Annotated in this window: 11 protein-coding genes and 1 pseudogene; 6 read left to right on the top strand and 6 right to left on the bottom strand. The window is 69.8% G+C overall.

What is annotated here, in order from left to right; genetic code table 11:
• Nucleotides 1–455 (bottom strand): enoyl-CoA hydratase/isomerase family protein (locus AC2H6A_RS13800; protein WP_484274175.1); only part of this gene is annotated, 455 nt, incomplete at its 3' end.
• Nucleotides 456–669: 214 nt separating this feature from the next.
• Complete coding sequence (locus tag AC2H6A_RS13795) at nt 670–2313, bottom strand: 3-(methylthio)propionyl-CoA ligase (RefSeq protein WP_484274173.1); 1644 nt, start codon at nt 2311–2313, stop codon at nt 670–672.
• A 137-nt stretch (nt 2314–2450) separates the two neighbouring features.
• On the opposite strand from AC2H6A_RS13795, the gene msrB reads away from it, so the two are divergent.
• Nucleotides 2451–2861, top strand: coding sequence for a peptide-methionine (R)-S-oxide reductase MsrB (msrB, locus tag AC2H6A_RS13790; protein ID WP_484274172.1), 411 nt, complete (start codon nt 2451–2453; stop codon nt 2859–2861).
• Between the two features lie 129 nt (nt 2862–2990).
• Here the strand turns inward: msrB and AC2H6A_RS13785 are convergent, their stop codons facing one another.
• The gene (locus AC2H6A_RS13785; protein ID WP_484274171.1) at nt 2991–3119 is read right to left on the bottom strand and encodes a hypothetical protein; all 129 of its coding nucleotides are present in this window, start codon (nt 3117–3119) and stop codon (nt 2991–2993) included.
• A 95-nt stretch (nt 3120–3214) separates the two neighbouring features.
• Between AC2H6A_RS13785 and AC2H6A_RS13780 the strand changes: the two genes are divergently transcribed.
• Genes AC2H6A_RS13780 through AC2H6A_RS13770 form a run of 3 tightly spaced genes read left to right on the top strand, consistent with a single transcriptional unit; the run spans nt 3215 to nt 4825 of the window.
• On the top strand, nt 3215–3757 hold the full coding sequence (locus AC2H6A_RS13780; RefSeq protein WP_484274170.1) for a septation protein A: 543 nt from the start codon (nt 3215–3217) through the stop codon (nt 3755–3757).
• Nucleotides 3747–4028 (top strand): BolA family protein, encoded by a 282-nt coding sequence (locus AC2H6A_RS13775; RefSeq protein ID WP_484274169.1) that lies wholly within the window; start codon nt 3747–3749, stop codon nt 4026–4028. The genes AC2H6A_RS13780 and AC2H6A_RS13775 overlap by 11 nt, the downstream gene beginning before the upstream one ends.
• Before the next feature lie 11 nt (nt 4029–4039).
• On the top strand, nt 4040–4825 hold the full coding sequence (locus AC2H6A_RS13770; protein ID WP_484274168.1) for a peptidylprolyl isomerase: 786 nt from the start codon (nt 4040–4042) through the stop codon (nt 4823–4825).
• 5 nt (nt 4826–4830) lie between these two features.
• On the opposite strand, the gene AC2H6A_RS13765 is transcribed toward AC2H6A_RS13770, so the two are convergent.
• From AC2H6A_RS13765 to AC2H6A_RS13755, 3 genes and pseudogenes are all read right to left on the bottom strand, one after another.
• Nucleotides 4831–5334 carry a GNAT family N-acetyltransferase gene (locus tag AC2H6A_RS13765; protein WP_484274174.1) on the bottom strand — a complete coding sequence of 168 codons (504 nt, stop codon included), beginning with the start codon at nt 5332–5334 and terminating at the stop codon, nt 4831–4833.
• 33 nt (nt 5335–5367) lie between these two features.
• Nucleotides 5368–5958 (bottom strand): annotated as a pseudogene (tadA, locus tag AC2H6A_RS13760) (tRNA adenosine(34) deaminase TadA); the annotation flags it as partial.
• On the bottom strand, nt 5865–7304 hold the full coding sequence (locus AC2H6A_RS13755) for an MFS transporter (protein WP_484274167.1): 1440 nt from the start codon (nt 7302–7304) through the stop codon (nt 5865–5867). The gene AC2H6A_RS13755 and the pseudogene tadA, both read right to left, overlap by 94 nt.
• Before the next feature lie 214 nt (nt 7305–7518).
• Between AC2H6A_RS13755 and AC2H6A_RS13750 the strand changes: the two genes are divergently transcribed.
• Together AC2H6A_RS13750 and AC2H6A_RS13745 are read left to right on the top strand one after the other, a co-directional pair.
• The gene (locus AC2H6A_RS13750; RefSeq protein WP_484274166.1) at nt 7519–8799 is read left to right on the top strand and encodes an efflux RND transporter periplasmic adaptor subunit; all 1281 of its coding nucleotides are present in this window, start codon (nt 7519–7521) and stop codon (nt 8797–8799) included.
• A 12-nt stretch (nt 8800–8811) separates the two neighbouring features.
• On the top strand, nt 8812–11592 hold a 2781-nt coding region (locus AC2H6A_RS13745; RefSeq protein ID WP_484274165.1), incomplete at its 3' end, for an efflux RND transporter permease subunit.

Here is an 11592-nt window from a genome sequence, read left to right as displayed (position 1 = left end):
GGGCCCTTGAACTTCTCGGAGAGCACCGGCTCGCCGGTGACGATCATGTTCATCGCCATCTCGAAGGGCACCACCCGGGGCAGCCGCTGGGTGCCGCCGGCGCCCGGCAGCAGGCCGAGCTTGACCTCGGGCAGCGCGATCTGCGCGCCCGGCGAGGCCACCCGGAAGTGGCAGCCCAGCGCCAGTTCGAGCCCGCCGCCCATGGCCACCGAGTGCACCGCCGCCACCACCGGCTTGGACGCGTTCTCGATCAGGCTGATCACGGTCATCAGGTTGGGTTCGGCGAAGGTCTTGGGGGTGTTGAACTCGCGGATGTCGGCCCCGCCCGAAAACGCCTTGCCGGCCCCGGTGAGCACGATGGCGCGCACCGCCTGATCGGCCAGCACGGCGCTCAGGCCGTCGACGATGCCGCGGCGCAGTTCAAGGCCCAGTCCGTTGACCGGGGGGTTGTTCATGGTGACGACGGTGATGTCGCCCTGGACGCTGTAGCTGGCCTGACTCACAGGATCTCCGTAGCGGGAAACCGGGCGCGGGCCCGGCGGGTTGCAGGAGGGCGGGCGCCCGGAGCGCCCGTGGTGCCGCCACGGGGGCGCCGCGGCGGCGCCGGCGGGAGAGCCGCCGGCATCGGCAGGAGTGTAGCGCGGCCGCCCGCGGCGGCCCGGCGCCGGATCAGGCGGTGGGCAGGCGGTAGTCCCGGAACTGCTCGCGCAGGCGGGTCTTGAGGATCTTGCCGGTGGCGCCGAGCGGGATCGCATCGACGAACTGGACGTCGTCGGGCGTCCACCACTTGGCGATCTTGCCCTCGTAGAAGGCGAGCAGTTCCTCGCGGGTGACGCGGGCGCCCGGCTTGAGCGCGACGATCAGCAAAGGCCGCTCGTCCCACTTCGGATGGGCCACGCCGATCACCGCCGCATTGGCCACCGCCGGGTGCGCGATGGCGAGATTCTCGAGGTCGATGGAGCTGATCCACTCCCCACCCGACTTGATCACATCCTTGCTGCGATCGGTGATCTGCATGTAGCCCTGGGCGTCGATGGTGGCGACATCACCGGTGGGGAACCAGCCGCGGCCCTGCTCGTCATAGACCAGCGGATCGCCGCCCTCACCGCCGAAATACTCGCTCACCACCCAGGGCCCGCGCACCATCAGGTTGCCGTAGGTCCTGCCGTCCCAGGGCAGCTCGGCGCCGTCGTCGCCGGTGATCTTCATGTCGATGCCGAAGATCACATGGCCCTGCTTCTCGAAGATCTTCTGCTGCTCGGCGGCGGGCAGGCTCAGGTGCCGGTTCTGCAGCCGCGAGAGCGTGCCCAGTGGCGAGAGCTCGGTCATGCCCCAGGCGTGGATGACATCAACCCCGTACTGCTCGCGGAAGGTTCGGATCATCGCCGGCGGACAGGCCGAGCCGCCGATCACGGTGCGGGTGAAGGTCGAGAAGCGCAGGCCGTTGGCGGCCACATGCTGCAGCAGGCCCAGCCAGACCGTGGGCACGCCGGCCGAGTAGGTGACCCCTTCCGCCTCGAAGAGCTCGTAGAGCGACTTGCCGTCGAGCGCCGGCCCGGGCAGCACCAGCTTGGCGCCCACCATCGGGCACACATATGGCAGGCCCCAGGCATTGACATGGAACATCGGCACCACCGGCAGGATGACATCGCGGGCCGACGCACCCATGGCATCGGGCAGCGCCGCGCCGTAGGCGTGGAGCACCGTGGAGCGATGCGAGTAGAGCGCACCCTTGGGATTGCCGGTGGTACCCGAGGTGTAGCACAGGGCCACCGCGCTGCGCTCGTCGAACTGCGGCCACTGCCAGTCCTCGCTGCCCTGGGCGAGCAGGGTCTCGTGGTTGAGCAGGCCGGGGATGGCGACGCTGCTCGGCTGCCGGTCGGCGTCGACCATGGCGATCCAGGCCTTCACCGTCGGGCACTTGGGCGCGATCGCCTCGACGATCGGCAGGAAGGTGATGTCGAAGGCAAAGAAGCGGTCGCCGGCGTGATTCACGATCCAGGCGATCTGGTCGGGATGCAGGCGGGGGTTGATGGTGTGCACCACGCCGCCCATGCCGCCGGCGGCGTAATAGATCTCCATGTGCCGGTAGCCGTTCCAGGCGAGGGTGGCCACCCGGTCGCCCGGCTCGGCGCCGAGCTGGCCGAGCGCACTCGCCAGACGGCGGGCGCGGCGTTCGCAGTCGGCGTAGGTGTAGCGATGGATGTCGCCCTCGATGCGGCGCGAGACGATCTCGGCGTCGCCGTGGTGGCGGGCGGCGTGCTGCAGGATCGACGAGATCAGCAGCGGCATGTCCATCATCAGGCCTTGCATGGCGGCTCTCCGGGCAATGAAAAGAGGCGGGATGCTCCCGCCGCGGCTGGCCGGCGTCAAGCAGGCCCCTGAGGCGCGCATGCCCGAAGGCAGGCGCGGTTTAGAATGAATGAATCCGACCGCAACAGGCAGCCGACATGACCACCACCAAGATCCGCAAGACCGACGCCGAGTGGCGCGCCCAGCTCACCGACGAGCAGTATCAGGTTGCCCGCCGGCACGGCACCGAGCGGGCCTTCAGCGGCTGCTACTGGGATCATCACGAGCGCGGCACCTACACCTGCATCTGCTGCGACGCGCCGCTCTTCGCTTCGGGCAGCAAGTTCGATTCCGGCACCGGCTGGCCCAGCTACTTCGAGCCGGTGTCGCCCGATGCGGTCACGGTCAAGCGCGATTTCAGCTGGGGGATGATCCGCACCGAGGTGCTGTGCAGCCAGTGCGACGCCCACCTCGGGCATGTGTTCAAGGACGGGCCGCCGCCCACCGGGCTGCGCTACTGCATGAACTCGGCGTCACTGGCGTTCACGCCCGCGCAAGACACGGAGTGACCCACCGCAGGCCTGACCGGATCGCGCATCGGCAAGGCGCAAGCCGAGCTCAGGCTCGGGTTCCGGGCCAGGCGCAGGCCGCACCCGACAGGATGCTTCCTGCCGCCTTCGGCCCGCAGACAGCGGCTGTCAGGCCTTCTTGATCTTTTCGAGCATGCGGAAGATGGGCTTGCCCGAGCCCTTGAACAGGCGCTTGAGCGACTTGGGCAGGCAGCGCCGCTCGAGGGTGTTGCGGCGGGTGCGGGTACGATCGGCCATGGCGTTCTCCGTGGGGTCCGGGCAAAGCCCGCGAGTATAGCCCATGGCAGCAGGGGCGCAGCGCCGCCCCACGCGGCCCGCGCTACACTCGCGGCATGAAACTTCTTTTCGACCTCCTGCCGGTCCTGCTGTTCTTCGCGGCCTACAAGACCACCGACATCTATGTGGCCACCGCGGTGGCCATTGCCGCGAGCCTGGGCCAGATCGGCTGGCTGCGCCTGCGGCGACAGCCGATCGAGCCCATGCAGTGGACCAGCCTGGGCATCATCGTGGTCTTCGGCGGCATGACCCTCTTCCTGCGCGACGAGACCTTCATCAAGTGGAAGCCCACGGTGCTCTACGGCGCCTTCGCGGCAGCCCTGCTCGGCGCACGCCTGCTCCGCGGCCGCAACCTCATCCAGCTCATGCTCGGCAAGCAGATCAGACTGCCCGAGCCGATCTGGACCCGCCTCAACTACGCATGGGCCGGGTTCTTCGTGCTGCAGGCGGTGCTCAATCTGTGGGTGGCCTACGGCTTCAGCACCGACACGTGGGTCAACTTCAAGCTCTTCGGTTCCCTCGGCCTGACCGTCGGCTTCGTGATCCTGCAGGCGCTCTGGCTGGGCCGTCACATCCAGGAAGACGGCGATGCGTCCTGAGCCCGACGAGATCCGGGCCCGGCTCGCAGCCGCCCTTCCTGATGCCTCGATCGAGCTCATCGACGAAAGCCATCTGCATGCCGGGCACGCCGGGGCCAGCGGTGGCGCGGGTCATTTCCGGGTGCGGGTGGTGAGCGCCGCGTTCGCCGGTCTGCGCACCGTGGCCCGACACCGCCTTGTGTATGATTCCGTCCGCGACTGGATGCCGCATCGCATCCATGCGCTCGCCATCGAAGCGCGCTCGCCCGACGAGGCCGGCTCGCCAACCTGAGGATCCCACCCATGAGCTTTACCCGTTCCTGCGCCAGGGCCGCCGTTGGCGCCGTGCTGGCCTTGTCGCTGTCCGCTGCGTGGGCCCAGAACGCCGCCATCGTCAACAACAAGCCCATCCCCAAGCAGAAGGTCGATGAATTCGTGGCTGCGCTGGCAGCCCAGGGCCGGCCCGATTCCCCCGAGCTGCGGGCCGCGGTCCGCGAAGAGCTGATCGCCCGCGAGATCTTCGCCCAGGAGGCCGAGCGTCGCGGCCTGATGCGCAACACCGAGGTGCAGCGTCAGCTCGACACCTCCCGCCAGGAGATCCTGATCCGGGCGGTCATCCGCGACCATTTCAAGACCAATCCGATCACCGACGCCGACATCAAGGCCGAGTACGACAAGGCGATCAAGGGGCAGGCCGACAAGGAATACCGTGCCCGACACATCCTGGTCGAGAAGGAAGACGCGGCCAAGCAGATCATCGCCGACCTCAAGAAGGGCGCCAAGTTCGAGGATCTGGCCAAGCAGTCGAAGGACACCGGTTCGGCCGCCAACGGTGGCGACCTCGACTGGAATGTGCCGTCCACCTTCGTGAAGCCCTTCGCCGACGCGATGAGCAAGCTCGAGAAGGGCAAGTTCACCGAGGCCCCGGTGCAGACCCAGTTCGGCTGGCATGTGATCCGTCTGGACGATGTGCGGGAAGCCAAGGCGCCGCCGCTGGAGCAGGTCAAGCCCCAGATCCAGCAGGAACTCGAGCGTCGCCGCATCCAGGAGCTCCAGAAGGATCTCCGGGCCAAGGCCAAGATCCAGTGATCTGATCAGCCGGTGATGCGGCCTGGTCGGCTGAACAGCCGCGCGCCGCTCATCGCATCATCCAGCGGGTAAGCCTCGCGCCCCGCGGGCACGAACCCCAGGCGGTCGAGCAGCCGCTCGGCAGCCGCCTCGCCCGGGCGGGTCATGGCCCAGATGCGGGTCGTGCCAGCCTCCCCGGTCAGGTCCTCCAGCACGCAGCGCAGCGCCTCGGTGGCCCAGCCTTCCCGCCGCCTGGAGGGCATCACGGCACAGCGCACCACCGCCTGGCGGTCGCCGGTGATCGTGGCCTGAGCCCGACCCAGGTAGTCGCCGCTGTCGGAATGGCGCAGCGCCCAGTCGAGGATCGCGCGCCGGCCATCGGCCGAACGCCGCGTCTCCCGCTGGCGCAGCGACTCTTCCAGCCAGGCCAGCGACGCCGGTGGCGACTCGCCATCCGGATCGAAGGCCGGATCAGACAATATCGGCCACAGCGCCTCGGCGTGGGCGCTCCCCAGGGGCTCGAGGACCAGGCGCGGGCCGCGCAGCGGTCGCCGGCCTAGCAGCGGCGGAAAGCTCGCCGCGGGAGCACGCCGCTGCCGCCGCTCGGCAAAGAAGTTGCGCAGCAGGGTGCCGCATTCATCGGCCAGCACCCCGCCGGTGACCGCGCAATGGTGGTTCAGTCGCGGCTCGGCCATGAGGTCGAGCACGCTGCCGCAGGCGCCGGTCTTGGGGTCGGAGGCGCCCCAGACCAGACGGGCGATGCGGGCATGCTGGATCGCGCCCGCGCACATCGCGCAGGGTTCGAGGGTGACGAAGAGCTCGCAGCCCGGCAGCCGATAGTTGCCGAGCACCTGCGCCGCCTGGCGCAGTGCGCGGATCTCGGCATGGGCGGTGGGGTCATGCTCACCGATGGGCTGGTTGCAGCCGGTGGCGATCACCCTGCCCTCGAGCACCACCACCGCGCCCACTGGCACCTCGCCCTGCACATAGGCGTGACGGGCCTGCTCGAGCGCGGCCCGCATGAAGATCGGATCGCTGTCGCGGGCGGCCGGGGGTGTGCTCATCGATCGGGGCGCGGCGTGGTGCTGGCGGACGGTTCGGCGCCGAGCCGGTCGCGGGGCAGGCGCGAGGCCGACCAGGCGCCGGCCAGGCATATCGCGGCCGCGGCCAGGAAGGCCAGCGAGAAGCCGACCGACTCCGCGGCGCTGGCCACCCCGCCGCCCAGGCCGGTACCCGGCGCCAGCCGGCTGAAGGCGATGGCGCCGAAGGCCGCCGAACCGGTGGCGGCGCCGAGATTGCGCGACAGCGAGATCACCGCGGCCGCCGCCCCCAGACGGGCCGGACCGGCCGCCACCTGGCTGATGATCTGGGTGACCGCCATGACCATGCCCAGCCCCACCCCGGTGAAGCCGCCCAGCACCATGACCAGCAGGCGCGAGGGCGGCGCCAGACCCAGCCCCGCCAGGCACAGCGCACCGATCAGCAGCCCTAGCATCGGCGGCTCGCGGGTGCGTCCGGTGTGCAGCACGATGCGACCGGCCAGCGATGCGCCAAGCAGCGAGCCGCCGGTGAAGGGCAGCAGCAGCAGCCCCGACTGCGCCGCGCTGGTGCCCAGGATCCATTGCAGGTAGGCCGGCAGATAGAACACCAGGGCGAACGAGGCCGCGGCATTGGCCAGGGTGGCGAAGGCGGCATGGCGCATCACGGGCATGCGCAGCAGCTCCAGCGGCAGATAGGGCTGGGCGACCCGGCGACCGAGGCGCCACAGCAACACCCAGAGCGCCGCAGCCAGCACCACGCAGCCGATCAGGGCAGCGCCGCCCAGCACCGAGGCGGCGCCGGGGCGCGACATCAGCCACAAACTCAGCCCGGTGGCCGCCACGAACAGCAGGCCGCCGCGCACATCGACCCGGCCACGGGAGTCGAGCGGCGGCGGGGTGTGGCGCAACTGCGCCAGCCGCCAGCCCGCGAAGGCGCACAAGGGCAGCGTCGCCGCGAACAGCCAACGCCAGCTCACCAGCTCGACCACGATGCCGCCGAGCAGCGGGCCCATCAGACTCGCGCTGGCGAAGACCATCGCGAAGTAGACCTGATAGCGGGCCCGCTCACGCGGCGCGAGCACCTCGCCGATCAGCGCATGCGACAGGCTCATGAGCCCGGCGCCACCTGCGCCCTGCAGGGCTCGCGCAGCCACCAGCGCCGGCAGCGTGGGGGCGACCAGGCAGGCGAGCGCGCCCAGGCTGAACACGCCCAGTGCCACGCCCAGCAGGCGACGCCGGCCGAAGCGGTCAGCCAGACGACCGTAGAGCGGCACCATCGACACCGAGGCCAGCAGATAGCCGGTGGCCAGCCAGGAGGTCGCATCCCGTTCATCGAACTCGGCCGCGATGGCCGGCGTGGCCAGCGCGAGCAGGGTCTGATCGACCGCGGCGAGAAACATCGGCAGCATCACCGCGCTGAAAAGCGCGAAGAAGCGAAGCCTCGGGTCGGTGTCGGTCATGGTGGCGGCGTGAAGCACGCATCGTAACCAAGGCCGGCCGCTCCTGCCCTCATGCCGCGTCCGGCGCGGGCATGGCGCGTCCGCTTCATGCCTTGTCGACCGCCAGCACCTGCAGGGGCTGCCGCTATACTCCCGCGGCCTGTTTGCACGATCCCTGCGTCGCCGCCGGGCGCCGATCACCATCCCGGCGCCCCGCCTTCCCCAGGATGCCCCGATGACCGACATTCTCCCGATCCCGCGCCCCTTGCAGCCCCGGGCGGCCCGGCACGCGGCCGCAGCGCGCATCCGCCGCCGGGCGGGCCTGCTGCTGCTGAGTCTCATCCTGGTGGCCTGTGGCCGCGAACAGGCCACCGGCGGCAAGAGCGCTGCGCCGCCGGCGCCGCCGCCCCCCGAGGTGACCGTGATGACCGTCACCCCCCAGTCCACCACCCTGTTCACCGAGATCGTCACCGAGGTGAAGGCCTTGCGCGAGGTGGAACTGCGCCCCCGCGCCTCGGGCATCGTCACCCGCATCGGCTTCGCGCCCGGTCAGCCGGTGAAGGCCGGCGACCTGCTCTTCGTGCTCGACTCCCGGCCCTACGATGAGGCAATCGCCTCCGCCCAGGCCAATCTCGCCGAGGCGCAGGCCAATCTCGCGCGGGTGCGCCAGGATGTCGAGCGCTACGCGCCGCTGCTCAAGGACAACGCCATCCCGCGCCAGACCTACGAGCAGACGGTCGCCCAGGAGCGGCAGGTGAAGGCGGTGGTCGATGCCCGGCAGGCAGCGCTGGAGTCGGCGCGCCTGGAACGCAGCTACACCGAGGTACGCTCGCCGATGGCGGGGCTGGTCGGGCTGCAGAAGGTCGAGGTCGGCGGTCTGGCCTCGGCCGGGCAGACCGTGCTGGTGACGGTTTCCACCCGTGATCCGATGGTCGCGTACTTCAACATCCCCGAGACCGACTATCTCGCGGTGATGCGCGGCGCCGCTGGCGCGCCCGCAAGCCGGGACTCGGTGATGCGCCGCGCGGTGCGCCTGGTGCTGGCCGACGGCAGCGTCTATCCCCAGGCAGGCCGCATCGATTTCGCCGACCGCGCGCTTGACGCAGGCACCGGCACGCTCACCCTGCGGGCGGTCTTCCCCAATCCGGCCGACATGCTGCGGGTTGGCATGAGCGCGCGGGTGCGCATCCCTCACGACACCCTGGAGAACGCGCTGCTGGTGCCGCAGAAGGCGGTCGGCGAGATGCTCGGGCGGCAGTTCCTGATGGTGGTCGGCGAGGGCGACAAGGTCGAGCAGCGCGCCGTCGAACTCGGCGCGCGCAGCGGCGAGAACTGGCTCGTGACCGGTGGGCTCAAGGCCGGCGAGCGCATCGTCGTCGATGGCCTGCAATCCGCGCGCCCCGGCACGGTGGTGTCGCCGCGGGCGCTGGTGCCGCTGAAGGCCCCCGAGGCCGCACCCGGGCCAGGCAAGCCGGCACCCGCCGCGGCCGGCGCTGCGCCGACGGCCAAGCCCTGAGCCGGCCCGATCATGGCGCGCTTCTTCATCTTCCGGCCGGTGATGGCCATCGTCACCGCCATCGTCATCACGCTGGCTGGCCTGATCGCCGGCCTGAACCTGCCCATCGCCCAGTACCCGCAGATCACCCTGCCCACCGTCCGGGTGGCCGGCGTGTACCCCGGCGCGAATGCCCAGGTGGTCGAGGAGTCGGTGGCCACCCCGATCGAGGAGCAGGTCAACGGCGTGGAAGGCATGCTCTACATGACCTCCAGCGCCGCGAGCGACGGCTCGTACTCGCTGGATGTCACCTTCGCCCTCGGTGTTGATCCCGACATTGCCGCGGTGCAGGTGCAGAACCGTGCCTCGCAGGCGAGTTCGCGTCTGCCGGCCGAGGTGATCGCAGCGGGACTGAGCACCCGCAAGCAGAGTCCCGACTCGCTGATGTACGCGGCGCTGGTCTCGCCGAAGTCCACCTACGACGAGCTCTTCCTGAGCAACTACGCGTCCATCAACGTGATCCAGGCGCTCAAGCGGGTCAAGGGCGTGGGCAATGTGCAGATGTTCGGCTCGGACTTCGGCATGCGCATCTGGCTCAAGCCCGACCGCATGGCTTCCCTCGGGCTCACGCCCGCCGATGTGATGCGGGCAGTCAGCGAGCAGAACCTGCAGGCGCCTGCCGGCCAGGTGGGGCAGATGCCCGCGCCGCGCGACCAGCAGTTCCAGTACAGCGTGTCGGTACGCGGCCGGCTGGCCGACCCCGAGGCGTTCGGCGCGATCGTGATCCGCTCGCGGCCCGACGGCTCCTTCGTGCGCCTGCGCGACATCGCCCGGGTGGAGATGGGCGCGCGCGACTACCTCTTCCAGTCGCGGCTCGACGGCAAGCCGGTGGCGGCGTTCTCGATCAATCTCACCCCCGATGCCAGCGCGATCGAGACCGCGCGCCTCATTCGCGAACGACTGGCCGAGCTCTCGCGCTCGTTCCCCGAGGACCTCGGCTACGAGGTGATCCACGACAACACGGTATTCATCACCGCCTCGCTCGAGGAGGTGGTGCACACCTTCTTCGAGGCGCTGCTGCTCGTGCTGCTGGTGGTGTTCCTGTTCCTGCAGAGCTGGCGGGCCACGCTGATCCCGATGCTCGCGGTGCCGGTCTCGCTGGTGGGCGCGTTCGCGGCATTCACGCTGCTGGGTTTCACCATCAACACCCTCACCCTGTTCGGCATGGTGCTGGCGATCGGCATCGTGGTCGACGATGCGATCGTGGTCGTCGAGGCGGTGGAGCACCACATGAACCACGGCGGTCTCGCGCCGCGCGAGGCCACGATCAAGGCGATGGAGGAGGTCTCCGGCCCGGTGGTGGCCATTGCCATGATCCTGGCAGCGGTGTTCGTGCCGGTGGCCTTCCTGGGCGGCATGGCCGGGGTGATGTACAAGCAGTTCGCCATCACCGTGGCAGTGTCCACGGCGCTGTCAGCCTTCGTGGCGCTCTCGCTCACGCCGGCGCTGTGCGCCCTGCTGCTCAAGCCGAAGAACACCGCGGCGAACGGTCCGCTGGCGCGCTTCTTCGGCGCCTTCAACCGCGGCTTCGACCGGCTCACCGAGCGCTATGGCCGGGGGGTGGGCGTGATGATCCGCCGGGCGGTGCTGGCCATGGCGGTGCTGGCCGCGCTGATGGCGGCCACCTGGCAACTCATGAGCCGGGTGCCCGGCACCTTCGTGCCCCCCGAAGACCAGGGCTTTTTCCTGGGCTCGGTGCAGTTGCCCCAGGCTGCCTCGATGAACCGGACCATCGAGGTCACCAGCCGCATCGACGAGATCCTTGCGGCCACGCCCGGCGTGCGCAAGCGGCTCGTGATCAACGGTTTCAACCTCATGAACGGCTCGGTGCAATCGAACAGCGCCCTGTTCCTGGCCGTGCTCGACCCCTGGGAAGAGCGCACCAGCCCCGAGACCCAGCTTCGGGCGATCATCGGCGGCTTCCTGAAGAAGGCCCGCGCATTGCCCGAAGCCTCGGTGCTCGCGCTCAATCCGCCGGCGGTGCCAGGGCTGGGCGCCTCGGCCGGCTTCAGCTTCAAGCTGCAGGACCGCGCCGGCGCCACCCCCATGCAGCTCTCGAAGGTGGCTGCCGACTTCGTGGCCGCCGCCAATCAGCAGCCCGAGCTGCGCAATGTCTACACCACCTTCAACCCGGCGGTGCCGGCGTTCCGGGTGGACATCGACCGCGAGAAGGCGAAGAAGCTCGGCGTGCCGATCAGCGACGTCACCGCCATCCTGCAGACCTTCCTGGGCGGCGTCACCATCAACGACTTCAACCGCTTCGGGCGCACCTACAAGGTGACCATGCAGGCCGACAGCGACTATCGGGCCGACATCGCCGCCATCGGTGCCTTCCAGGTGCGCGCGGCCAGCGGGCAGATGGTGCCGCTGTCATCCCTGGTGCAGGCCGCGCCCACCGGCGCCCCCACCCTGATCGACCGCTACAACCTCTTTCGCATCGCCGAGATCAGCGGCGAGCCGGCGCCCGGCTACAGCTCGGGCCAGGCCCTCGCCGCCATGGAGCGGCTCGCAGCCGGGAAGCTGCCCGACGGCTACGGCTACGAGTGGTCCGGCATCAGCCTGCAGGAGAAGCAATCGGCCGGTCAGGCGCCGGTGGTGTTCGGTCTCGCCCTGCTGTTTGTCTTTCTGTTCCTGGCTGCGCTCTACGAGAGCTGGACGGTGCCGCTGGCGGTGCTGTTCGCGATCCCGCTGGGGGTGTTCGGCGCGATGCTGGGTCTGTATCTCACCGGCCTCACCAACAACATCTACTCGCAG

This window comes from Quisquiliibacterium sp. (assembly GCF_982640115.1).
The sequence above is the reverse complement of the archived record's forward strand: the minus strand, read 5'-3'. Positions and strand labels throughout refer to the sequence as shown.